This window comes from Nostoc sp. FACHB-892 (assembly GCF_014698795.1).
Taxonomy (GTDB): Bacteria; Cyanobacteriota; Cyanobacteriia; order Cyanobacteriales; family Nostocaceae; genus Nostoc.
The window spans coordinates 316496-342243 of sequence record NZ_JACJTR010000005.1 but is presented as its reverse complement, the minus strand read 5'-3'; the positions used below and the strand labels follow the sequence as shown (position 1 = coordinate 342243).

The following is a 25748-nucleotide window of genomic DNA, read 5'->3' as shown; positions in this document are numbered from 1 at the left end:
TTGAGTTCTGTGTGGAGTGATTAATAGCTCTTTTATCTGACCTGAGATGTCCAGTCAGCCCAATCTTGAGGCTTTAAAAAAGTTTCATACAACTCGGCTTCTGGTGTATTAGGTTCTGGTTTATAGCCGTATTCCCAGCGAACTACAGGTGGTAGCGACATCAAAATTGACTCTGTGCGCCCATTTGTTTGCAGACCGAAGATTGTTCCACGGTCATAAACTAGGTTGAATTCTACGTAACGACCTCTGCGATACAACTGGAAGTTACGCTGGCGATCGCCATATTCCATTAAGCGTCGCTGCTCTACAATCGGTACGTATGCTGGTAAAAAAGCCTCTCCACAACTATGCACGAAAGCAAATAATTCTTCCCAGGTACGTGATTCTATGGTTCCAATTTGGTTACTATAAACAGCTGCTGGATTTTCTATATTGGGGCCTCGATACAGATGACCTTGACCATCTTGGTAGTCAAAGAAGATACCGCCTACACCCCGCATTTCCTGGCGATGTTTCAGATAAAAATACTCGTCGCACCAGGGCTTAAACACTGGATAATACTCAGGATGGTGAGCGTCACAGGCTTGTTTGAGCGTGGAATGGAAATGAGCCACATCCTCAGCAAAAGGATAGTAAGGTGTTAAATCTATACCACCACCAAACCACCAAACTGGACCTGCTTCAAAGTAGCGGTAATTGAGATGAACCGTTGGTATATAAGGATTGCGAGGATGCAACACTAGAGAAATGCCTGTGGCATAAAATTTATGTCCAGCTGCCTCCGGACGTTGTGCCAAAATTGAGGATGGAAGATGGGAACCCCAAACTTCAGAGAAGTTGACTCCACCTTGTTCAAAAACCCCACCATCACGTAGAACGCGCGATCGCCCACCACCCCCTTCAGCCCGTTCCCATGTATCTTCCTGAAATGTGGCTACGCCATCGAGTTGTTGCAAATTCTGGCAAATGTTATCTTGCAACTGCTGCATGAATTGGCTGACTCTAGCCTTTGCATCAGCTGGAGGTAAAGATTTGGATTGGGTTGCTTGAGAAGTCGAAGCAGTCATTATCATCTCAACTTAATCTCCTGAAAGGTGAATATCTATTCCTGTGAGGTGAGCATTTTACCCGCTCAGTTTGTAGGATAAGCAAGATTCTTACCCCACAAGAATTTCAGAGCTAGAAAGTTCAATTGCCAAGTTTAGCTAACCAACGAGCAGCATCTTTGGCATGGTAGGTCAGAATTAAGTCAGCACCAGCCCGTTTAAAGCCAGTCAATGTTTCCATAACCACCCGTTGTTCGTCTATCCAACCGTTGAGTGCTGCGGCTTTAATCATGGAATATTCGCCAGAAACGTTATAAGCAGCAACAGGTAATTGGCTTGCTTCCTTCACGCGCCAGATAATGTCCATGTATGCTAAGGCTGGCTTCACCATGAGCATATCAGCCCCTTCAGCGACATCAAGTTCAACTTCTTTGAGGGCTTCACGGGTATTACCAGGATCCATTTGGTATGTGCGGCGATCGCCAAATTGTGGTGTTGACTCAGCAGCATCTCGGAAAGGGCCATAGTAAGACGAAGCATACTTTGCGGTATATGAAAGAATCGGAGTGTCAAGGTAGCCAGCTTCATCCAATCCAATCCGAATTGCCTGCACAAACCCGTCCATCATCCCCGAAGGAGCGATGATATCTACACCAGCTTGAGCTTGAGAAATCGCTGTTTTCTTCAGCAACTCTAGTGTTGGATCATTCAAGACGCGCCCAGTCAAGTCACCAACTTCCAGATAGCCGCAGTGTCCATGACTAGTGTATTCACATAAACAGGTATCAGCAATAATAATTAGTTCTGGCACTGCTTGTTTCACAGCACTAGCAGCTTTCTGCACAATACCACAATCATGCCATGCGCCCGTTGCTTCTAAGTCTTTATCTTGAGGAATACCAAATAGGATAATTGCAGGGATGCCAAGATCGTAAACTTCCTTGGCTTCTTCCACGATTTTGTCTACCGACAATTGGTAAACACCAGGCATGGATTTCACTTCTTTGGCGATTCCTTTACCAGGTACGGCAAAGAGGGGGTAGACAAGATCACTGGTTGTCAAAACAGTCTCACGCACCATCCGACGAAGTTGCGGATGACTTCTCAGGCGACGAGGGCGATGAATTGGAAACATAGTGGTGATTAAAGATAAAATTGGTCATCCATCAAATGGACTTGATCTAACTAAACAATGCAGAGGCTATCCTAAGTTCTTCGCAAATATGCTTTACCAGCAAGTTTCTTAGCTCCGGTGGACTGTCTTAAAAATTTCCTCCAAAATGTCTTGCGCTCCTTGTTGCCGCAAAGTTTGAGCCAGTTGAATCCCTAGCTGTTCTGCCTCGTTAACAAAACCAGTCACAGAATCTTTTACCACCTGTTTACCATCCACACTGGCGACTAACCCCGTTAACGTTAGTGTATCTGCCTGCAACTGGGTATCAACTCCGATTGGCACTTGGCAACCGCCTTCTAATTCTCGTAAGAAGGCACGTTCGGCAAGAACGCGATCACGGGTTGGGATGTGTTCAATTGCCTTAAGGAGCGATAGGACTTCTAGATCGTCGCTACGGCATTCAATGCCCAAGGCTCCTTGTCCGACAGCATAGAGAGAAACGTCAGTTGGCAAAACTTGATGAATGCGATTGCTCATCCCCAATCGTTGCAATCCGGCAACTGCCAAAATCAATGCATCATACTCCCCATCATCCAGCTTTGCCATCCGCGTATTCAAGTTTCCTCGCACATCTTTAAACGTGAAGTGAGGAAAGTGGTGGCGCAACTGTGCTAGCCGTCGTAGGGAAGATGTACCAATCACTGCACCTTCTGGTAGCGTATCAATTTGCTTATCTTTGTATTTTTCATGCACAACTAAAGCATCTGCTGAGTTTTCCCGTTCTGTTACAGCTGCTAACATTAACCCCTCTGGCAAACGAGTCGGCAGATCCTTAAGAGAGTGAACAGCAAAGTCAATCTCTTTGTTTAGCATTGCCAATTCAAGTTCTTTGGTGAAGAGTCCCTTGTCCCCAATTTTGGCTAAGGCAACATCTAAGATTTTGTCGCCTTGGGTGGACATAGTTTGAACTTCAAAAGAAATATTAGGAAAGCGTTTCTGGAGTTGTTCTTGCACCCAGTAAGTTTGAATCAGAGCTAGTTGGCTTTTACGAGAACCAATGCGAATTGTGCGAGTAGAACTGTAAATCGTAGATGAAGTGGAATGGAGTGTAGTCATATAGCGTGAGTTAGAATTATTGCACAATATAGTTGGATTGTTTAACAGTTTCAAAAAAGAAAGCAACATTCTCTTCTGGAGTGTTCTGTAAAATACCGTGACCGAGGTTCATAATGTGTTTTTGGTTCCCTGCTTTGTTTATTGTGTCGAGGATGCAGTTGCGGATAAACTCTTGAGAACCAAATAACGCACACGGATCAATATTTCCTTGAATTCCAATATCTGCACCGAGCCGTTGCCGTGCCACTGCCATATCAACAGTCCAGTCTACGCTAACGATATCTACGCCAGAGTGTGCCATGAAGTCAAGGATTCCAGCGCTGTTGTTGATATATAGAATCAGGGGTGTGTCTGGGTGGGTTGCTTTGACTTGTTGCACGACCCGTTGCAGATAAGGTAGAGAGAACGTTTTAAAATCGTGAGGGCTGAGTTGTCCTGCCCAAGAATCAAACAGTTGCACTACCTGTGCCCCAGAATTAATTTGATAACGTGCGTAAATGGCGATCGCATCTGCAAGTTTTGCGAGAAATTGATGCAGCATGGTTGGCTGTGAATAAGCCATACCTTTAATGATGGCGTAGTCTTTTGAACTTTTGCCTTCAATGCAATAAGCAGCTAGCGTCCAAGGAGCGCCAACAAACCCTAAAATAGTTGCTTGACCATTCACTTCTTTGTGCAGTGTTGTCAGAATCTCGCGCACAAATGGCAAACATATTTCGGGATCAAGGGGTGTAAGCGCATCAATTTGCGCCTGTGTACGGATTGGGTTTTCAAATACTGGTCCCTTGCTTTCGATAATATCAAACGGTATGCCAATACCAGGTAGCGGGGTGAGAATATCTGAGAACATAATCACCCCATCGGGCTTGAAGGCATAGAAAGGTTGCAGCGAAATTTCCACTGCCAAATCAGGGTTTTCAGAACGCTCTCGAAAAGAGGGATATTTTTGACGTAAATCCCGATAGACCTTCATATAGCGACCCGCTTGACGCATGATCCACACAGGCGGACGATCCAGTACTTCACCTCGGGCTGCTTGCAATAACCTATAGTTTTCCATACATTTCTCCATATATTCAAGGATTCCTCTTATCATTTAAGAGGCTTTATTTGTATCAGCTATTTCATAAAATGGTATAACCCGATTGACTTGCGGAACCTGAGTAGTACGAATATCACCATGGATAATGTCTATTAGGTAACGCCCATAACTGCTTTTAGATAATGGTTTAGCCAGTTGATAGAGTTGTTCCACATCAATGTATCCCTGGCGGTAGGCAATTTCTTCGATACAAGCTATCTTGAAACCCTGCCGTTGTTCCAAAGTTTGAATAAAGCTAGCAGCCTGGTGAAGAGATTCATGAGTTCCTGTATCTAACCAAGCGTACCCTCGACCTAAAAGCTCTACTCTCAATTGCCCTCGACGCAGATAAACCTGGTTCAAGTCCGTAATTTCTAGCTCATTGCAGGCTGAGGGTGTGAGCTGGGCGGCAATTTCACAAACCTGAGAATCGTAGAAATAAATACCAGGCACAGCATAGTTAGACTTGGGAATTTTGGGCTTTTCCTCTAAAGACACTACCTGCCCTACTACATCAAATTCAACTACTCCATAATGCTGAGGCTCAGTAACTCGATAACCGAAGATGAGTGCGCCCTCATGCAAATTGGCTGCATAGGTCAACACTTCAACTAAACCATTGCCATAGAAAAGATTATCACCCAAAATTAGGCATACAGAGTCGTCACCGATAAAATCTTTACCTAAGATGAATGCTTGTGGTATCCCTTCAGGTTTTGGTTGTTCGACATAGCTAAACTTGAGACCCCACTGGCTACCATCTTGCAGAACTTGTTGGAACAGTGGTAGGTGGGTAGGCGTAGAGATAATGAGTATTTCACGAATCCCAGCCAACATGAGAGTGGACAGGGGATAGTAAATCATTGGCTTATCATAAACAGGCATTAGCTGTTTGCTTACTGCCTGCGTGAGAGGGTACAATCGGGTACCAGAACCACCAGCTAGAATAATGCCCTTCATACTTAATTCCTTAAATGGTTGGATCTCGCTCTTTGTAAGAGTATTGTTATCCTGTCTTTTGAATTCTGCTTAAACCGTTTGAGCAGTTAGTTATTAAAGTGGGGGAGAGACTATATGTGTGAAAGTAGGCTTGTACATAAACCCAAGTCTATCAGTTATGAAAAATGTTTCCATTTTAGAAAATCCTAATTTAATAAAAAAATTAAAAATTATAAATGTTGTTTGATCAACTGCATAGCTGTGCAATCCCTTCTTCGACAGTAATAGTTGGCTTAAAGCCTAAAGAATTTAGTTTCCTAACATCAAGGAATATATCTTTTACCTCAGCAACTGTGTAGAATTCTGGTGAAGGACATATCTCAATTTCACTTTGAGAGCGTGTTATTTTTTGTGCTTTCTCAATTAAGTCTTTAAAACGATAGGGAACACCGCTACCAATATTTATAACTGAATTAATTGGAGCAGATTTAATAGCAATATAGATTGCCCTTACTACGTCATCAAGATGCATATAATCTCTTATAAAGTCTCCATAAAAATATAGTTTTATAGGCCTATCATTTTTAAGCTCTTCTATTAAAAAGTGTAAAGTATTTTTCTTTTTTATTATCTCTCCATCTGACTTTCCATATACACTGCACAGACGGAGGATTCGATAGGCAATATTAAAAGTCTTACAATACGAAATTAGCAAATCTTCTGCACACTTTTTGGTAATACCATAAAAACCTTTTGGATTACAGACAGTACTTTCAGTTGCTGGTAATTCGCCGTCTCCATAGACAAGAGATGAGCTAATAAAGTTAAACACTATATTCTTATCCTTACACTTCTCTAAGACGTTTATCAATACTATTAAATTAGTATTAATATCTAATTGTGGATTAGTAAAAACATTTTTGTTATGAGTCGTACTTATTAAATAAAGTATATCCTTTGACTTTGGTGTATACTCATTTCTTGGTATTTTTATGACTTCATCTTTGTAGAGATAACAAAACCTAGAGCCAATAAAACCAGTACTTCCGAATACAGAGATTCTGGGATCTTTTGGATTAAACATACTAACGACTGATGAAATAATTTATCTTACACCGTCAATAAATCGACTTTATTGACTTTGTTGGGGTGAGGTTACTTCTTCCTGTAAAACTTGTATCAGGGGTTTCCAAGAAATAAATTATTCAAATAAACGTAGACGCAAACGCCAAGGAGCGTCTGTCTGCGATACGCTGCGCGAACGTAAGAAGCGGCTTGTGGCAGGCTACTACTCCAGACGCAGAGAGAGGAGAAATAGAGATAATTTTTGCGTCAGTTTTGGGATATTTTTTATTTGGAAGTTCCTAACTCTCATCACGCAATACGGTTCAGCTAAAACTAAAACTCTATTATCAAAGTCAATTTTTTAACGAACCGCCAAGGCGCAGAGGACGCAGAGAGAAAAGAGAAATGCTTAACTGAACCGTATTATCTTATGACCTGTTCATCGTCGATATAGGAGCTTATGGCTAAAAACATGAGTTTGAGTCCTTAGGGACTTCCAGAAATTAAATTATTCAATTTTGGGAGCGGACTATGATCGTTTCATTAGATTCTTCCTCCCCTGCTTCCACTGCGCCCCCTACTTCCCCTGCTCGCCAAAGCGATGGAATATTTTTTTAGTTGGAAGTCCCTTACACAAGCAATGGATTTTTGAGCATACTTTTTGGATGACTCAATCATTTTCAGCGCTTGAGTAAGGATTATGAATTTTACACAGGCTTTAGTGAAGCTATGATTTTTTGCTCACTCATTTGCTTGATGATTCGACAGTTAGTTTATTAAGCTTTCCTTAATGAATCAGAGCTAAGTCGAGATTCAGCAGATGTGTGTCACAACGTCAGGTATAACTCAAAAGGATTTCTGCTGAGAATTCTGTCGCCGTGCATACAGAACGAAAAGCTCTGAACCCTTAAAAACGAGTTGCTGGTCTAGGATAATCTCGCTCAAACCTTGACTTTTGAGTAAAGCTACAATCTTTTCAAGTCGGCCATCGAAATTATGAACTTCAGCAACTACTTGCTTTATCTTTTTCCAATCCGAATTTTCGATACCCAAAAGGACATCTAACTCACTTTTTTCAACATCCAATTTGAGCAAGTCAATTCGTTTAACATTATTCTCTTTTATGATATCTGATACTGTTCTCATCTGACAAGTAATTTGCTCTATCTGAAACCATTTTTCTAGTAACTTATCAACCAGAAATGACTGGAGAACTAGAGGCAGCCAACTAATCCAACGGATAGACCAAGGTCCTACTTTGAAACCAGAAAGAAAAGTTTGCTTTACTTCATTTTGTAACTCTTTTAAATTATTTGGATAGGCATGAGACATTGCTGTAACGTTGGGATGGTAAGCAAAATTTACGGTTTTGCATTCCTGTGAAAGCCCACAAGGAAATACTTTGAGTTTTTTTGGATCAAACTCTTGAGCATTGCGTTGTAGCACTTCAAAAACCGCTGGAACAGGCTCGAAGGCAAAAACATTCACGTTTTTATTACACTGCTGATATACCCAAAGTGTGAACAAACCAATATTGGCTCCTACATCAAAAACAGTGTCATTTTCGTGCAACTCGATTCCATTTTTAACATATCCTGGGATTTCTTTCTCAATAAACTTCACTTCATATTCTTGCAAGCAAAATACTTGCATTCCGTTGAAAAGGATAGTTTTGGGAGTTGAAGTTGACATAATATGATTAGTTCCTCAAATTATTGCTGTTCTTTTGTATTATTTGCAAAGTGGAACGTTTCCAAAATTGAAATAAATAGATGGCTTGTCTATTGTCATCTCGTAGCTTAAGGCATTGTGTAAGTTGCTCTGAGCACTTTTTTCGTCGTCTGTGAATTCTGTAATATGTCCTCAATTGCGTTGGCTGCTAATTCTGGAGCGTTCATTAAACGTAATTTAAGAGACAAATCTTTAAGTCTAGCATGCAGAGCATGATCTTCTAGCAAAGCTTTGAGTTTAGATTGAATCACTTTGGGAGTGGTTTTACTTTTCGGTAAATGATAAGCTAAACCCAGTTCCTCTGCTCGGATAGCTGTAAACAAAGTGTCTCCTTCAAGGTCAGGGATAATTAACATAGGAATGCCAATCCTAAAAGCCCTTCCCACCGTTCCAAAACCACCAGATGTAACAATCGCGCTAACATAAGGCAAAACTTCATCGAAAGGCACAAACTTTTCCAGACGCACATTTTCCCCAAGTCCTGAGGGGATATCAGTAGCACTACCAGAAAGAGCAAGTATGGGAATTCCTGTCTGAGCAAGCGATTCCACCAAGCGACGGAATAAACCATCATCCGACTTGGGTGAGGTAGTGCTGCTAACCAATACGGTACCAGGCGCTAGGCTTGCTCCAAAGGGTTGGTTATCGTTTGTTCGAGGTGTCTCAAAAGCAGTAGGACCGATGAACACTTGATTTTTTTGAAGCTGCTTGGGAGGGATAAACTCCTGGTGAATAGTTACTAAATTCAGCAGATTGGAAACTATCACAGCAAAAAACTCAGCCGGTGTGTTTTTAGGACGTTGAGGTAGACCGATCTGATTGCGAATGCGACGTAGCGGGAATATAAAATCAGCTATAGCATGAACAGCCCGAGACGGTAACGGTAATGAGAGAAACAAAGGGATAGCATCAGCGTTGGGTGTCAACGCCCAAGACATAGTTAATGTTACGTAGGGAATACAAAGTCTTTCCGCTGCATAAGAGGCGCCGAAACCAAGGTAGTCGCCGATTAGACAGTCTACCTGCTCCCTTTTAATGATGGTTTCCAGTTCTGCAACCATGACTGGGATCATTGCGAGTACTTCGTTGCGAAAGTACCAAACTTGACTGAGAAACTTAGGAAGCCAGGAAGGCACGCGCACTGAAGAATTTTCTAATCGATATACAATGTCACAATGTTCAGGCATTGGGATAAGTTCAGCACCAGCCGCCTGTACCTTGTCAAAATGATGCTGTGCAGTATGTACCAGAACACGATGACCTCGCTTAACTAAAGCCTCGGCTGTTGGCAGCATAGGAAGGATGTGACTAGTAACGGCTGGCACAGTTATCAACAGAGTTGCCATATATCTCCTAATAGAAGAACTAATTGATGTTTAACTAATCTACTCTCTGTAAATTCTCTGTAACGTAAATTTAGTTCACCAAAGAGGCAGAAGGTTGTGCTAGATGTCTGTTAGAGTTATCCAACTTGTTATCAGAGGACTCTAGAACCCAACCCTTCGCTAGATATTTTTGCTGTAGCTTGCGCAAAGCAATACCCAGAGCATCAGCAGCAACGTGAAGTTCTTCTGACATGTCGGGGAGTGTTTGAGGATCTAGAGATTCGATTACCATAGTATCTTCCCAAGCAAGTTTGGCATCAAGTTGGGTGAAGACTTTATCTAGCCAAGGGAAGGGTAAAATATTGCGAAATAAAATCCGTTTGACGGCAGTCGTATACTCATCAATTGGACAATAGCCTGCTAAAACAGCGAATTTGATAGGAAATCTGGTATCTCCCCCTACGCTAATTTCAGCTAGCGTGAAGTTAGGAAGAAAAAAGCTTAATCTGAGTGATACCTGCGGGCGTCCACCGAGCAAAAAGTTCAACAAACTTTTTGACTTACTTAAAGATTCATAAGTGAATTCAGCAACGGCGCTCGATTCATATTCTTCAACAGGATATCGAACAGTTGAATTGAGTGGAATCCTCTGACCAAAGGTTTTCCTATGGACAGCGATGACATGGGAAAAGTCAAGATTAGTTTCCATCAGGCGGATATAGTTAGCATGATCCAGATCCAGATGAGGAGCAGCACGCATCGTTGAGAATAAATATTCTGGAAGATTTGATGGCAAGGGGGGGCGTTCTGTTTCTGGTAAGTTGCGATCGCCATAAAAAATCCAAACAAATCCGTATTTTTCCTGCACAGGATAGCTCTCAATGCGAGCTTTTGGGGGAATCGGTGTTCCCGGTGCATTAGCAGGAATTTCAATGCATCGTCCATCAGCTTGGTATTTCCATCCATGATAAGGACAACGGATACAGCCATCGTCTATCCAGCCCAAAGAGAGAGCAGCACCGCGATGAGGACATTGGTCTTTGAGTGCCACCACTTGTCCTTCAGGGTTACGATAAAGGACAAATCTTTGATTGAACATTATGATTTGTTTGGGTTTATTGGTAATAACTGAACTGAATTCACAAACGTACCAAAAATTATTTAAGTTCTTTGACATTGTGCTTAATTCCTAATTTCTTTAAGTTATTTTGGTTATTTCAAAATTAAGTTGCATTCATAAGTTTTATTTAACAAATTCAATGACGAATATACACTAAAAACTATGAATCAAGAGAAAAATAAATACTTTGATAAATGCAACTTATTCTGAAATGAAAATTTAATTCATCTATTTTACAGGATATGGTTGCAATAGATTGTTATTCGAGTTGTTATGTAATAAGCCCTGATGCTCGTTTAAACCCCAGCCCATCGCTATATACTTTTGATAAAGTTTGCGATAAGAAATTTGCAAAGCATCAGAAGCAACATGGACTTCGGTGGACAAGTTAGGGGGAACAACTCTAGGATATTGAGACTCACTCACTCGGCTATCTTCCGCATAAATCTTAGTATAATACTTGAGGAATCTATTGTCCATCCAAGAATAAGGTAAAAAACTGCGGAAAAGAATTCGCTTACTAATAGTCGTATTATTGTCAACAGGAAAATGAATTGCGTAGTTGATAATCTTGATACGACCAGAGCTAGTTGCAACTTTTGTAATATTGGGAAAGTAAAAGGTAAATTTTGTCTCTACCTCTGTGCCTTTTGAGGGGAAAAAATGACTAAAAAAGCCCTTGGGTTTTGTGTAATCTTTGTATTTAATTTTAGCGCTTATGCCCCAAGGTTCCTCCTGAACTTCATAATCTTCAACCCTCTGATTTTGACGGAATCCTGCACCAAAAGAATTCGCATGAACGATAGGCAAATGGGATATATCAATAGAATTTTCTAAAACTCGAGTGTAATGAGTATTGACTTGAAAGTCTAAGTAACAACGATACCAAATTGAGTCCTCAAATTCTGGAAGGGGTGGGATTGGTGGACGTTCTGCTTCTGGTAAATCACCATAAAAGATCCAAATAAACCCATATTTTTCTTGTACAGGGTAGCTCTCAATGCGAGCTTTTGGGGGAATCGGTGTTCCTGGTGCATTAGCAGGAATTTCAACGCATCGTCCATCAGCTTGGTATTTCCATCCATGATAAGGACAACGGATACAGCCATCATCTATCCAGCCCAAAGAGAGGGCAGCACCGCGATGAGGACATTGATCTTGGAGCGCTATGACTTGTCCTTTAGTGTTGCGATAGAGGACAAACCTCTGATTTAACATCACAATTTGCTTGGGCTGATTGGTGACGGCTGTGCTGTGTTGGCAAGCATACCAAAAATTTTTTAACATACTTAGTTCCTACTATTTAGATTAGATGCGGGAAATCCTTTGTTTTTGTTTCAGGGTGAGTTATGAACAATCAACAGTAGCGAGATCGCGTAATGCTTCTTCCTTGTTGAGCTGTACTTTCTCAATTCACGCCGATTAAACCGACTCTTTAACCAGCGATTCAATCAAATATTGGTGATTGTTTTAGTAATAGTAGTGATCGTGGTTGTTTTACTAATAGAGCGATTTTGAAATTCGCTATCTAGGTTAAACAACATTTGCAGAGTCCGGACGGCAAGGCGTTGGGCTTCTAGATCCTGTTGTGTGCGAAGTTGCACCATTGGCTCATGCAGGATTTTGTTAACAATCCCTTTGGTGAGTGCTTCGATCACTTCTTGATGCTTTTTACCAAACTCAGAACCAAGGCGTGACATTGCTTTTTCTAACTCTTTCTCACGAATGCTTTCTACTTTTTCTCGTAAGCAGCTAATCGTAGAAATGGCTTCTAGCGATCGCAACCAGGCACGAAATGCTTCTACCTCTTTTGTAATCAACCTTTGGGCTTCCGTTGCTGCCTGCCGTCGGCTTTGATGGTTCTGTACTACAACAGCTTTGAGATCATCGACATTAAACACTTGAACGTGAGCCAACTCATTTACATCAGCATGAACATTGCGTGGAACGGAAATGTCAAACAACATCAGTGGTTGATTAGCTGCCAATATCATCTCCAGTTTGGCTCGATCTAGTAGCAGTTCTGTAGAAGCAGTGCTAGTAAACACCAGATCAGAGGCAGCAATAACCGTCATCATTTCGCTCAGGAGATAGCATTGCAGTTGAGCCTCGCTGAACTGATTGGCTAATTCCTGTGCCCGTTCGATAGAGCGGTTGATGATTGAAATGCGGTTTGCTCCCTTAGATAATAGATGTTGCACCAGTAATCGAGACATCTTGCCAGCACCCACGATTGCCACTCGATAGGCTGACAAATCTTTCACTTTGACTTGAGCAAGTTCTACTGCTGCTGCACTGATTGAGATTGCTCCGGTACCAATCGAAGTTTCTGTTCTGACTTTCTTAGCAACTGTTAGCGATTGTTTAAAGAGTTGATTGAGAATCTGTTTAATGCCATTGTGCTGTTGACTTAGTTTGTAGGCATGTTTGACTTGAGCGAGAATTTGTCCTTCTCCGATGACCAAACTATCTAAGCCAGAAGCAACTTGCATCAGGTGCATCACAGCATCTTGCTGAAGCAAGATAAATAAATGATAATTCAAATCTTGGCTAGATAATTTACTATGCTCTGAAAGAAACTGAGTCACTTCTAAGATCGCTTGCTCTGCTGATAGGACAGCCAGATAAATTTCCAATCGGTTGCAAGTGCTAAGAATAGCAGCTTCTTGGATATGGGGATAGTTGCATAGACAAGCGATCGCCTGTTCAATTTTATCTTCTGGAATACTCAGTTTTTCACGAATTTCAACCGGAGCAGTCTTGTGACTAAGACCGACGGCGATAATGTTCATTCTTCCTCCTTTGACGCTTTTATTAACTGGTTTCTGCTGAATTAGAGGTAAACACAAGTTTCAAAAAGCAAAAGTTTGTTGTAGATTCCACTCACGAATTTGCATACCAATCAACAGATTAAAGCGGATACGCCTGACCGGATAAGGGTACACCGAACAGCAAGAAAAATAGAATTACTAAGGCTGCTAAAGCGATCGCTCTAGGAGAAAAGGTTAATCGAGAATCAGACGGTGCGGCCACAGGAACATCTTCGGTGAGAGGAACTGGCAGTAAAGATTTAGAGACAACCGTTTGAGTAAACACAGTGTGTAACTGCTCCATCTCTGCATAGGTTATGTCTTCATATTTGATAAACCCTGGGTTCAGGATTCCCTGAGGGTCGTATTTCTGCTTCAATTCATTAACTTGCAACCAATAATCACCAAACTGAAGTCGCCACTGTGCTAAATCCAATTCAGCCCAACTTGCTACATACCGCTTACCACCCATTTGGTACGCTAGATTAGTAAACAGATTCAACTGCTCTAAAATAGGCTGAATTTGAGCTTTGGGAACAGTGGGATACATCCCAAAGCCGATAACCAACTCTTCTTCTGGTAAGGCGAACATAGGCATATTGGTATTGTGAGAAACCAACCCAAAGGAACCGATGGGAGTAGTCCTGAAGTCAATAAACCCGGGAACCTGTTCAAGAACCGTTTCAATATATTCTTTTGCAGTCGATCCCGGCAAAAGCACATCAATCCAAGGATTTGCCATTCCGGGAAGATGAGGAATCTGGATCACAGGTTGCACAAACTTCTCAAAAGTCAAATTTTCGGTGTAAACATGACGGTAAAAATTTAGACTTGAGAGCAATTTTTCCTCATTGAAGCCGTTGAGTGAATCAACCTCTAAGGTAATCTGCATCCTGTAGAACCACTCAATGAGGGGTCGTAGTCCTTTTTCTCCAGATTTAGCCACGCCCATAATGCAAGGAGAAAATAACGCCAGTAACCCATCCACCTGATCCTCTGCTATTAGCAATTGCTCATCCTGTAGAAAGGTATCTAAGTCGTCGTAGCAGAGGAAATAGGTACGGGTGAAAGGACGGTAGGGTCTAAGCCGATGCTGGACTTTTGTAATAATACCGAATTGTCCGTAGCCGCAGAGTGCATGATAAAACAACTCACTGTTTTGCTCTGGCGTACACCAGGCCAACTCTCCTGTTCCAGTAACCACTTCTAGCCCCAAGCAATTATCGGCTTGGGAGCCATGACGAAACGAACTCTGCCCTAGTCCTCCCGCCGAATGGGTTCCCCCTATAGTGACATCAAAGTAATTGGTGAGAACAGGAGGAATCAGACGGTGCAAAATTGATGCATTCACAATTTGTCGCCAAGTTGCACCAGCATCTGCCTTAAAACACAATTGGTCTGCATCAAGGTCATGAACTTGGTTCAGCCTCCTCATATCTAAAAGAATGCCTCCCTGGTTTAGGGATTGACCACTGAGCGAATGTCCTGCCGCCCGCGAAGAAACCGTTATCCCTTGCTTGGCAGCATATTGTATTGATTTCGCCACATCAGCTGCATTCTGAGGACGAACTACAACTTGGGGTTGTTTTTGAATAATGCCACCGAAATCTTGAGAAACTGCGACTAAATCTTCTTCTATGCCGCTAACTTCACCTTCGATGATGTGTTGTAGATCTGAGATAACACTGTTCATGATTTACCTTGACAATGCAAAAACTCACAAAGAGAGACTAGATACTGATAATGCGCGTATGATTTAAACGTTTTGACTCACTACCTCTCAGGCGGCGAGAAATATGCGCTTGATGGACATAAAGCCAGCTTCAAACAAACTGTAAAGGCGGGAAACTAAGTTCATCAAAATAATTTTGAACTACTACTAAATTTGTAATAGCTATAGGCCGCGAATTGTTCAAAACTACCACTTAATTAGAAAGGCGAATCTTAAGCATCTTAATACCGATCTGAATAAGAACGGGAACTACTCGAAATAGATTTATGACTTTGGAAAAGATGCTCGATGTACTTTTCCTGGATTGTGTTACTTGTTGTTCTGGTCTTTCATACTTAAAGACACAAACACAGTCACCTTCAGCTTGTTTACTGAGAATTGAAGCTTTCAAACCAGGAAAAGCTCTTCTGGCTGCCTCTTGTTCCATTTCACAGAGCAGATAGCAAGGCGTTTCAAAACCATACTCTTTAGCAAGAGATAAAGCTGGGCAAACTCTTTGAATTTCAAGTGTAGCATCTGTTCCATTCTGGGAAATATCTACTATTTCCGTAACAAAGCCCATCATTTTCAACAGGGGAATCGGTTTCTTGAAGCCTTCGGCTAGAGTAGCATTATCGATAAAAGCACCCATTAATGCTTTCTGCTGTTCAGGATACTTTTCCATCATTTTTTCAAAAGCGGCTTCATCTCCCATTTCCTTCGCCAGCTTTTTATACCTTACAAATCTATTCCGGAACAAGCTCATAGCTTTAGATTCATCTATGTTGAGGATGTCTTCCATCCGCAGATCGCCTGCACCTATCTTATCTACACCTATCTTATTTTCCATCTTCACTTCCCTCTTATTTTACAATAATCACAAACAAAAACTAGTTTTATGGATGAACTTTAACTGTGGAAAATAGGCAATAAATGATCAAGACAATCAGAAAATATCTGAGAATATCACGACAAGCTAATACAATATCAACTTCAAATTCATTTATTACCGACCAATAAAGTTTTATTGTTCGTAAAATAACATTACTTCCTCCTTTTTGTGGAAATCTTTTGTATATTTTCAATTGAGGTTTTATCCAACTCTTAACTTTTGATCGCTCCATGTTCAACAGTTGTGTTATTTTCATGTCATTCAACACCTACCTTTACTGTGTTCGCTGTCTTTATCTATTCCGAAAGCCTATACCCACTCTCGTGGAGTTCTCAAAACTTCTCTCAAGCTTGCTTCTTGACTACCCAGAGTTGGTTGATCATCATATGCCCAAGAAGCGGCAGGAGGCATACAGTTGAAAACACTTTGATGGTTCACCATGCCACTGGCTATACCAAAGCGAGCACCGCGATCAGAAGTTAAAATGAACTCTACATAACGTCCCCGAACAATTCGCTGCCAGTACTTGTTCTCTTCTGTAAAGTTCATATCTTTACGCCTCTCTACAATCGGTAGATAGCCAAGAGCAAATGCCTCAGTACAGTCTGTAACAAACGCCAGAAGTTCTTCTACAGGGCGATTGTTTAGATGATCGAAGAAAATTCCACCAACTCCTCGGCTTTCACCACGATGAGATACATGAAAATATTCATCACACCACTTTTTAAAGCGTGGGTAATAGGAAGCATCATGTTTATCACAAACATCCTTGTGTATTTTATGAAAGTGAACTGCATCTTCTTCAAACAGGTATGCAGGGGTTAGATCCGCACCACCACCAAACCACCAATAATTTGGCTGGTTACTATGACCCAGTTGGAAATAACGGTAGTTGACATGGGCGATTGGAACCATTGGGTTATGGGGATGGATAACAAAGCTAGTACCTGTAGCAAAGTAGGGAGTACCTTTATCGCTATGAGTTTTATCCGCTTCACCCGTTGCTAAAGCTCCTGAATTTTGGAAAGTCATTCCGGGAGGCAGTTCACCTTTGATCGCTACATAGTTGACTCCGATTTTTTCAAAAACATTGCCGTTGTCTAAAGCTCGGTCAATATAAATCGAGTCTCCACTATTCTCACCGCCTACCCAAGTGCCGTTATTACGTGTCCACGGTTGTTCAATAAATTTAGCCTTGCCATCAAGTTGTTCGATCGCTTGACAAGTGTTATCAAACATTTGTCTGAACACTTTTGTTCCGGGCAGTTCCAGTTGTTGGATTATTGATCGTTCTAAGATTGTAGACATGATTGCTTTTTTGATTGGGTTAAATGGGATATTCAGTCTCTAATGGACTTAGCACAACTTTGCATTTTAAAATTTAACCTTCAATTCGCCGATTTTCCGTTGATATAGGGGCAGGTTTAATGAAAAAGCCTGCAACGAATCAGAGGTCTGTTATAAAACCCACCCCTACAGAAATACCAATCAACGAAAATTTTACGAATGAGATAAATTTAGGTGAGGATTGCGTCTCATGCTCCGACGAACTTGAGGAAGCAATATTAAAAGTCCAGCAAAAGCGATCGCTCCAGTTGTAGATGGCTCTGGTACAGACTTGGTTACTTCTGTGATTTTAATCCGCGCTACTTGGTAACCTGAAGCTTTAAAATCTGCATTGGCAAAAAGTTGATTTCCGCCAAGAGTATAATCAAAGAAGCCGCCTGCACCAAGGTTTTTGAAGCCTGGGTGGGGTTGGACTGTTCCATTTTCGGGAATGCCTCTGCCAAGTACGTTAAAATCAACTCCTGTCTCAGATGGGAATCCGACGTTAGCTCGGTTCTCGTCGTTTACCTCAGTACCAGCATCCCAGACCTGATTTCCCAGAATGATCAGGTCAGCCCCGATGAATTTACCGTTAGCATCAAAGATTTCAATTGGTTTCTCGTTACTGATGAAAGCATCATTGCTAGGGAAGACGTATGAGGCGTAGCTAAAGTAGCGATGGTTGGCGGTATCGCCATTCAACTCAATGGTTTTTGTGGCAACCCCACCGGGGAAAATTACTGGAGCATTGTATAACCAATCGGCGGGGTTAGGAAAGACTATATCTTGAGTACCACCGTTTTTGGCTGCTGAACTTTCAGCAAACAAACCGCCAATAGTCGATTTTTGAGGTATGGCTCCATACAGTACATTGTTTAGGAAATCTGACTCACCAAAAATTTTGCTATCAATACCTGAAACACCATCTTCAGCCATATACTCAATTCCTGATGAGGCGGGAACACCTACATCGAAAGTATCGAAGCTACCATCTTGAAAAGCAACCCAGATTGGAGTCACTAGAGAGCCACCGTTTGGCCCCAGATTCTCAACGCTAACCTGTAATGTGGCGGCTGTTGCAGTTGATGCTATTGTCATCATTGAGCTAACTGCGATCGCTGTAGCTGTAATGGTTCCTCGAAGACTTTTGAAAATTTGTTGATTTGCCATAATATTCTTCTTCTGTTGGTAAATAGGTAGAGTTTTCCAATGTTATTGCTGAACTAATTTTTGTTGTTTCAGTTTGTTTTTTTGCAGGAAAACTGCACCCCAAGTAACAAGTCCTAATAGTCCCCATGTAAAAGAGGGTTCGGGGACGGAGCGAAAGGTCAATCCACTCAGCGATAGTTTGTATTCTTGGCTAGTCGGATCAAAGCTGACGCTATATTGGGTTGGATAATACCCAGTCTTAGGATAGGAGATAGGTACTTTAATAGGTTTGGTAATACTTGATTGCGTCTCAAGGAAAGCTTTTGTAGCTCCAAAGGATGTCAAACTAATTTGACCATCGAAGAAAGCATAGTCATAAAGCGTGTTAAATGGCTGCTGTCCTGTAAAGATAGGCAATGCTGCCTCAGGATCAAAATAGCGCTCTCCGAAGCCTGGCTCGACAAATCCAGTTGGCTGCATCCCTTGAGGAATAAATTCTGGCTTTGGTGGCTTTAGTGCTTGTGCCAATTCATCACCAGTACAAACAGGTTCTGAACTATTTATACCAGCATTTGGGCAGATTAAAGCTATTTCTTGAGGGGTGAGTAAAAAAGCATCAAGTGTGATTCGGGGAACACCAAGAGCTTCTGGAATTCCTGGAACACTATGAGTGCGATACTTCAATAAAAGAGAATCAAATGCCGTTGTTGATGCCTCAGATGTCAAAGAAAGTGGGATGACAATATCAGATGTATCCTTACTGATAGGTAGTGACAAGCTTCCTTGGGTGAGTATAGCACCAATTTCTGAGGGATGTCCTTGGTCATCAAGTGTGACAAAAGAGCGAACAAAGCCTTCGCCTAAGGGTTGTGGATTTCCTAAGTACTGAGTTGCATCTGCTTGACTTGCGATTCCTACGGTAGTTAATAGTGCGCTTACGGCAGCAAGTAACAAATTTGCTGTGTTCATATATTTCCTAATTAATAATCGTTGAGAAATGAGTTGCAATTAGCTGCCTTCAGACAGGGAAATACTTAAAGTTGCGATCGCCAGCCCATGACTGTAGTAAACTATTGTGCGATCGCTTACACAAAAAGATAAAGACTTTCTCAACACTCAATCTTTTGTATCGATAATGTTTTGAGGTTATATGAATTGATTTAGAATGTTTACTCATCACTAGGTTTGCTGCTTTTGTTTGTGTTTGAGTATAGAAACCGTACCGCAAACACCCAAAATCAATAGACTTACTGTAGAAGCAGGCTCTGGAACAGAGGCTGTCTTACTTAGCAACAGCGTTCTAGCTTGGCTAGTTCCCCGATTTTGCAAAGCATAAGGTGTTCCTTGAGGAAGGTAGACAAAGGTTCCTGGAGTTCCTACCGTAGTTTGATCGCCAATTTGGAATGTTACATCTCCATCTAGGACGTAGAAAGCCTGAGTTGCATCAGAGTTTACATTCATCTCTAAAGAACCAGTTTCCGGTGTTAATGCAACATCAAAGAGTGAGAAATTTCCATCAGTTTCTTCTTCAGTTGCTAAAGAAGTAAACAAACTACCTGCCTTAGCAAACGACAGACGATTTGGTGCATCCGGTGGTACTAAGAGGAAATCCCTTAGTCCTGTAGTGTCTCCTTCAGCACCCAAAGCGAGTTTTGTATCGTACTTGTCAGCTATTGGTGCAATTTCTGTGAAGTCTGTACGGGGAGGGGGTGGATTAGAAATGTCTATTATTGGCCTACCCTCTTCCGCAAAAAAACCCTCAAAGCCAGAAGGAAAAGTAAACGTTAGTAATCTCCCAGTTGTTGTAGCAGTGTTCAAAAATTGGTGTCGTCTGCCTTTAGGGATGTAGAGAAAGGTACCAGGTTCTACCACCTTAGTTTCATTGCCTAACAAAAACTGAAGCTCTGTCAGCGTGTAAAATGCCTCATCTAGATTACTATGTGTGTGTGGTGGAGGTCCACCACCATTCGGTCTCACAGTCAAATCAAAGAACGAAAACTGTCCGCCAGTATCTTCTCCAGTTGCTAAAAAGGTACTTGTACCTGTAAATACTGAGTAAATTGGACGGCCAGGTGCATCTGGCGGTACTACTAAGACATCCTGACCTGCTGTTTTTGAAAGTGGTGTAATATCATGGGGCGAAAAAGGCGAGTGTCCTGGATGTGCATATGTAACTTCCACTGCTAAACAAAAAGTCGAAACTACGGCTCCAGCGATCAGCGTTGATAACTTATACTTGGTAGCAATCATCAGCTAATATCCCTTTAACTAAATTCTTTAACAGAGTACTCGTCGGTATCAAAACTCTCTTGTGGTTTCGTCTTTACAGCAACATATTCTGCGTAGTTTGGCAAGCAAAACGTTTTGTGGCGTTGCTGAAGCAAAATATGAATCATGTGATTGCCTCAAGGTTGTGGGCGCTACGCACCAGCACGGAAGCATATTTGAGATTATGTATTACTAATCGAATGGATAGTTTCAGCATTTCTTCCGGCTTAGAGTAACAAAAAGTTTTACGCTGTGGCCAAGAGAGGTGGTGCTGGGAGAGGTGGTGCTGGGAGAGGTCCTAATTTAACATCGCCCCAACGCATTACCGTTGCAGCAGCAGTAGATGCTGAACCAATTGTATAGACAAGAATCAGATCATTTTCTTGAACTTTCCCCAAATGTGCGCCATAGTACATATTGACAATTGGAAGTACCGGCCCAATATTTGCATACTGCGGATAAAGATTGATTGTGCGCTCCGGATCAATCCCTAGTGCTTGTGTACACAAATTTGCATACCAGGCAGTGGGTGTGTTGAAAGCAAAGAATTTGACCTCATCAATAGTTATACCAGCTGCTGCAACAGCAGCTTCACTACATGTACGAACAAACTCGACACCTGTGCCACGGATCTGTTGGCTAGCGTTTTTCCCATTCTGAATACGCATCCGGGGATTGCCTTCGGTATCTGTTGTCAGTTCGTTAAAGAAGGCTCCGCAGGTGGCAGCAGTATGAATGATTTTGCTTGCCAAAACTCCTTGATTTGGTTTGAGCGCACCGACCATAAAAGCTCCTGCACCGTCACCCATAAACCAAGATAAGGTATCATCCTCGTCTACAAAACGAGAGTAAATGCAAGAAATAACCACCAACACATTGCGGTATGCTCCTGTTTGCACCAGTGAAGTGGCAGTCTGGAGAGCAACTAAAGCACTAGAGCAAGTTGACTCAAGATTCCAAGCGGGGCAACGCAAGCCCATTTCGCCAACAAGGAAAGCAGCGTTGCCTGGTGCAATGCGTTCAGGGAACAGTGAGGTAACAATCATCAAATCGACATCATCAGGTGACATTTGTGCAGCAGCGATCGCATCAAATGCCACTCGCTTCTCTAATGTTATAGAGGATTCATTTGGTGCTAGTACTCGCCGCTCAACGGCACCACGGAAAGGATCTGACAAATATGGTGCCATTTCGAGATCGAACTCGTAGCTTTTGGTAGTTGGTGCAGTAGCAGAAAATAGTTTTGCTAACGTTTTTTGCTCGGCTTGAGTCACTAATTCTGGATAATGATTTCTCCAATAGTCGTTTGTACGTAAAACGCTGGGAAAGGTAACTGTAAGTGAGCGAATTCCTACTGCCTGATTCATGATGACAAATCTCCTTTTATTTCTTTAGCTCCTTGTTTAATCAAACTTTGAATTCGATTCCCAAAAGGTGCAGTCTGATTTGGGTCGATAATTACATCGACCACAAACGGCACTTTTGAGGCCAGCGCTTTTTCTAGTGCAGTTTGGAGTTCAGTCTCTTCTTCGACGCAGATACCGTCAGCTCCCATTGCACGGGCAATTGCTACAAAATCTGCTGATGGCATCTGCGTGTCTACGCCGTTGAATCCCAACAATGACATACCTTGAGTGCACATATTGTAGTGTGCGTCATTCAAGACAATCCAGACGGCAGGAATCTGATACTTAACGGCGGTGTTAATTTCGTTGTTCATCAGCATTGCACCATCTCCAACAATGGCGACAGCTTTACCATTTAGGGCTAGGGCGGCACCCACGACACCGGTGGCAGCATGTCCCATTGAACCAAAACCCGTACTGACTCGGTAACGACCTGGTTCAGTAAATCGCAGGGTATGAGTTCCCCAAGCAAATGAGTTACCTGCTTCGGTCAATACCACTGCATCGCTGTCTTCGACAAACACCCGTTGAATTGCATCCATTAGCACATCGGGGCGCACCGGGCTTTTGGGGCGGGGACTAGTTATTGCACGATCAGGATGAGGCAGTACAGGACACTGACTAGCACGATCGGGAAAATATTCTAGTAGGGATTTAACGAAGACTTGCACATCAGACTGAACGAAGAAAGTCTCCACAGATGGGTAAGCGGTTCCGGGTACTTCTGGATCGATGTCTATATGCACGAACCCTCGTGAGGGTATCATCGCCGGATTCCAGAAAGAGGTAAATTCACCCAATCGGGTTCCCAAAACCAGTATCCGCCCAGGACGTTGCTCTTCCATGTATTGCAAAATTGAGGCATGACCTCCAAAGCCTGTCACACCGATATATTGAGGATGATTTTCTGGAAAGATACCTTTGCCGCGTGGCGAAGACATCACTGCTGCTCCAGTTCTCTCGGCGAGTTGGCGGATTTCTGTTGCTGCACCTCTAGCACCAAAGCCTACCCAAATGGCAAAGGGCGCTTCAGAAAGTAATTGTACAGCTTTAGCGATCGCACTTTCTTCAGGACTCGTGAGAGCTTGTGAGAAATTCGCGTGAGGTAATGGTGTTTTGAGTAAACTTGACTGAGTGGTTGTAGGGATACTCAAATGAGCCACAAACCCACCTGGTCTTGTCAACCCAAGAGCAAGTCTGCGAGCAACCTCTGGCAGTTCATCATCAGACTCGATGGTAGTAGCGTAATGAAATAGCGAACCGGATGTACAAAACAATTCGTTGGGCATTGTGTAGGTGCTGGTTTCCTGAAAAGCCCAGCGTCCACGCTGCGGTGCTGAGGTAGCAGCTGATAAGAAAATCACCTTTGCACCTTCCCAACGGGCTGCAAACAGTGCAGTTAATGCGTTGGTAATTCCTGGTCCTGTTGTAGTAAATACAACAACAGGGTGGTTATTAACAAAGTATGACTCAATGGCTGCAAAACCGGCTCCAGCTTCATGACGGAAGTGAAGTACATCAATGGCGCTATGTTCTAGACTAGCCCAGAGTGAGGCGATCGCTCCGCCAGAGATACCAAAAGCATGACGCACTCCCAGTCTTTGCAGCATCTTGACTACAGCTTCAGCAACAGAGAGTGGCGCAGATTGCTCACTGTTGAGAATTGGTATGTCTAAGTGAGTATTTGTCTGTCCATCTCCAAAAGGTGAAAATGGTGGAAAGATGGAAGATTTAGATGAACGTTCGAGATCAGCAGCAGTAAAGGATTTAGAATCCATAGTTAGCCTCAAATATAAGTCATTTAGTAATCACCAATCTAATTTCAAACTATCCAGATTGTCTTGAAAATCAAACTTAGACCATAGATAGTTGACCACTTATTTTGGGATTACAAAACCGTTTGCACAATTTCTTCAAAGTCTTTGACAGTCGAACCACCATTCACTTGCCACTTAGTATCTGGAGACTTTTAGAAGAGAGCTTCAGTTCTTTACAAATTTGTAGAGGTGGGTTTTGCGACCATACTTTCAGTAATATGTAGAATTTGTTTGCTAAATCTGTCCTTGATATATTTAACATTGATTAGGACATCATTTATGCAGCTTTCTAAGATGCAACTGAAAGTTCTTCTTCACGTAAAATTCGTTTGAGTACTTTACCCATTGCATTCTTGGGTAGGGAATCAATAAATTTAATCGCGCTTGGAATTTTGTAACTCGCCATCTTCTCAAAGCAGAAGGCAATTATATCCTCTTGTGTTATGGCAAAACCTGCTTTTAAGAGAATCTTAGCTTTGACTATCTCACCTTTTACTGGATCGGGAGCACCATAGACAGCACATTCAGCGATCGCTGGATGTGCATAGAGAACGTTCTCAACTTCTGCAGGATATACTTTGAAGCCAGAAACATTAATCATGTCTTTTAAGCGATCAACAAGATAAAAATAGCCATCCTCATCCATCATGCCAATGTCACCAGTATGAAACCAGCCATTTTTGAGAACTTGGGCAGTTTCAATCGGACGGTTCCAATAACCGAGCATGACATTCGGGCCTCGAACAATGATCTCACCCAATTCTCCTGCTTGTACCTCCTTACCATCAAAATTGATAATTTTCATTTCGACATTTTCAATGGGGGCACCAATTGAGCCAACTTTGTATTTCAAGTCGTGGTTGTAGCAGGCAAAAGGAGATGTTTCAGTGAGACCATACCCTTCATGAATGACGCAACCATGCCTTTCCTGCCACTGTTGGACGACTTCGGGTGACATCGGTGCGGCGGCAGTAAAATAATAACGCACACTTTTAAGGTTGTAACCAGACGTATCCATTTTCAGTAGTTTTATGAAAACTGTTGGTACACCAAAAAACATCGTGATGCCTTGATTAGCAATAGTTTTAAGTACTTTCTCTGGCTCGAAACGGCGTTGTAAAACAATGGTTGCACAGGCGTTTAATCCGGCGTTGAGAATTGCATTTTGGCCAAAGCAATGGAATAGCGGCAGATAAAGCAATAGTCGGTCATCAGAGTGCATTCCACAACAACGATTCTTGGAATACATATTTGAAATGATATTGCCGTGAGAAAGTGTAGCGCCTTTAGGAAATCCTGTTGTACCGGATGTGTAGACAATTGCAGCCGGTTCGTCGCGTTCCATTTCGACAGCACAAGCGTTGGGTGCAGCACTTGCCATCAGTTGCTCTAAATTAATTCCTTTTTTTGATCGACCGTCTGCAATCAAAATATGTTCAAGTTGGGATAAGTCCCAATCTGGTACATTTTTACTGAGTTCCTCTGTTGTAATAAGTGTATTAGCACTGCAATCATTGAGGATAAATTTAACTTCATCACTCTTGAGCATGACATTAACTGAGACAGCTACAGCCCCAATTTTCTGAATTCCTAAGTAGCAGAAGACAAATTCTGGAATATTCGGTAGAAATAAGGCAACGCGATCGCCTTTTTGAATTCCTAATCCCCGTAATCCGTTAGCCACGCGATTGGCTAGTTGGTTAAGCTGTTGGTAAGTAAAATAGTTATCTTCAAAAATCAGAGCGATTTTGTCAGGAAATAACAGTTGACCCCTCTGTATATGTTGTGCAATGTTCATCACTGAAAATACTCACTTCAAGCAGCAGACGAAA

At 42.1% G+C, this 25748-nt stretch carries 20 protein-coding genes and 1 pseudogene; 1 reads left to right on the top strand and 20 read right to left on the bottom strand.

What is annotated here, in order from left to right; all coding sequences use genetic code 11:
• Positions 1–32: 32 nt before the first annotated feature.
• The 6 genes from hemF (H6G96_RS09805) to H6G96_RS09780 all read right to left on the bottom strand — a co-directional run bounded on the left by hemF (H6G96_RS09805) (position 33) and on the right by H6G96_RS09780 (position 6380).
• Positions 33–1073, bottom strand: a complete 1041-nt coding sequence (gene hemF / locus H6G96_RS09805; RefSeq protein ID WP_199339468.1) for an oxygen-dependent coproporphyrinogen oxidase — start codon at positions 1071–1073, stop codon at positions 33–35.
• A 115-nt stretch (positions 1074–1188) separates the two neighbouring features.
• A complete protein-coding gene (gene hemB / locus H6G96_RS09800; protein ID WP_190911270.1) occupies positions 1189–2181 on the bottom strand; it encodes a porphobilinogen synthase in 993 nt (330 codons plus the stop codon).
• A 108-nt stretch (positions 2182–2289) separates the two neighbouring features.
• A complete protein-coding gene (hemC, locus tag H6G96_RS09795; protein ID WP_190911269.1) occupies positions 2290–3276 on the bottom strand; it encodes a hydroxymethylbilane synthase in 987 nt (328 codons plus the stop codon).
• A 16-nt stretch (positions 3277–3292) separates the two neighbouring features.
• Positions 3293–4336: a uroporphyrinogen decarboxylase gene (gene hemE, locus H6G96_RS09790; RefSeq protein WP_242063219.1), complete on the bottom strand. Its 1044-nt coding sequence runs from the start codon at positions 4334–4336 to the stop codon at positions 3293–3295.
• Between the two features lie 36 nt (positions 4337–4372).
• Entirely contained in the window at positions 4373–5317 is a 945-nt protein-coding gene (rfbA, locus tag H6G96_RS09785) for a glucose-1-phosphate thymidylyltransferase RfbA (RefSeq protein ID WP_190911268.1), read from the bottom strand.
• A 226-nt stretch (positions 5318–5543) separates the two neighbouring features.
• A complete protein-coding gene (locus H6G96_RS09780) occupies positions 5544–6380 on the bottom strand; it encodes an SDR family oxidoreductase (protein ID WP_190911267.1) in 837 nt (278 codons plus the stop codon).
• A gap of 610 nt (positions 6381–6990) precedes the next feature.
• Here H6G96_RS09780 and H6G96_RS41230 point away from each other — a divergent pair.
• Positions 6991–7141, top strand: a pseudogene (locus H6G96_RS41230) (IS5/IS1182 family transposase); the annotation flags it as partial.
• Positions 7142–7207: 66 nt separating this feature from the next.
• Here H6G96_RS41230 and H6G96_RS09775 read toward each other — a convergent pair.
• From H6G96_RS09775 to H6G96_RS09710, 14 genes are all read right to left on the bottom strand, one after another.
• On the bottom strand, positions 7208–7999 hold the full coding sequence (locus tag H6G96_RS09775; RefSeq protein WP_242063218.1) for an FkbM family methyltransferase: 792 nt from the start codon (positions 7997–7999) through the stop codon (positions 7208–7210).
• Positions 8000–8160: 161 nt separating this feature from the next.
• Positions 8161–9438: a glycosyltransferase gene (locus H6G96_RS09770; RefSeq protein WP_190911265.1), complete on the bottom strand. Its 1278-nt coding sequence runs from the start codon at positions 9436–9438 to the stop codon at positions 8161–8163.
• 70 nt (positions 9439–9508) lie between these two features.
• Positions 9509–10594 carry an aromatic ring-hydroxylating dioxygenase subunit alpha gene (locus tag H6G96_RS09765; RefSeq protein WP_190911264.1) on the bottom strand — a complete coding sequence of 362 codons (1086 nt, stop codon included), beginning with the start codon at positions 10592–10594 and terminating at the stop codon, positions 9509–9511.
• A gap of 171 nt (positions 10595–10765) precedes the next feature.
• The gene (locus H6G96_RS09760; RefSeq protein WP_190911263.1) at positions 10766–11824 is read right to left on the bottom strand and encodes an aromatic ring-hydroxylating dioxygenase subunit alpha; all 1059 of its coding nucleotides are present in this window, start codon (positions 11822–11824) and stop codon (positions 10766–10768) included.
• A gap of 164 nt (positions 11825–11988) precedes the next feature.
• Positions 11989–13329, bottom strand: a complete 1341-nt coding sequence (locus H6G96_RS09755; protein WP_190911262.1) for a glutamyl-tRNA reductase — start codon at positions 13327–13329, stop codon at positions 11989–11991.
• Between the two features lie 118 nt (positions 13330–13447).
• Positions 13448–15040, bottom strand: coding sequence for an FAD-binding protein (locus H6G96_RS09750; protein WP_190911261.1), 1593 nt, complete (start codon positions 15038–15040; stop codon positions 13448–13450).
• Between the two features lie 232 nt (positions 15041–15272).
• A complete protein-coding gene (locus H6G96_RS09745; protein WP_190911260.1) occupies positions 15273–15908 on the bottom strand; it encodes an L-2-amino-thiazoline-4-carboxylic acid hydrolase in 636 nt (211 codons plus the stop codon).
• A gap of 351 nt (positions 15909–16259) precedes the next feature.
• Positions 16260–17258: an oxygen-dependent coproporphyrinogen oxidase gene (gene hemF, locus H6G96_RS09740; RefSeq protein ID WP_190911259.1), complete on the bottom strand. Its 999-nt coding sequence runs from the start codon at positions 17256–17258 to the stop codon at positions 16260–16262.
• 192 nt (positions 17259–17450) lie between these two features.
• Positions 17451–18446: a spondin domain-containing protein gene (locus H6G96_RS09735; RefSeq protein ID WP_199339466.1), complete on the bottom strand. Its 996-nt coding sequence runs from the start codon at positions 18444–18446 to the stop codon at positions 17451–17453.
• A gap of 42 nt (positions 18447–18488) precedes the next feature.
• Positions 18489–19394 carry a hypothetical protein gene (locus tag H6G96_RS09730; protein ID WP_190911258.1) on the bottom strand — a complete coding sequence of 302 codons (906 nt, stop codon included), beginning with the start codon at positions 19392–19394 and terminating at the stop codon, positions 18489–18491.
• A gap of 210 nt (positions 19395–19604) precedes the next feature.
• Positions 19605–20675, bottom strand: a complete 1071-nt coding sequence (locus tag H6G96_RS09725; RefSeq protein WP_190911257.1) for a cupin domain-containing protein — start codon at positions 20673–20675, stop codon at positions 19605–19607.
• A gap of 263 nt (positions 20676–20938) precedes the next feature.
• A complete protein-coding gene (locus H6G96_RS09720; RefSeq protein ID WP_190911256.1) occupies positions 20939–22060 on the bottom strand; it encodes a 3-oxoacyl-ACP synthase III family protein in 1122 nt (373 codons plus the stop codon).
• On the bottom strand, positions 22057–23877 hold the full coding sequence (locus H6G96_RS09715) for a ScyA-related TPP-binding enzyme (RefSeq protein ID WP_190911255.1): 1821 nt from the start codon (positions 23875–23877) through the stop codon (positions 22057–22059). Before H6G96_RS09715 ends, H6G96_RS09720 begins: the two co-directional genes overlap by 4 nt.
• A gap of 328 nt (positions 23878–24205) precedes the next feature.
• The gene (locus tag H6G96_RS09710) at positions 24206–25714 is read right to left on the bottom strand and encodes a long-chain fatty acid--CoA ligase (RefSeq protein ID WP_190911254.1); all 1509 of its coding nucleotides are present in this window, start codon (positions 25712–25714) and stop codon (positions 24206–24208) included.
• Positions 25715–25748: the final 34 nt, after the last annotated feature.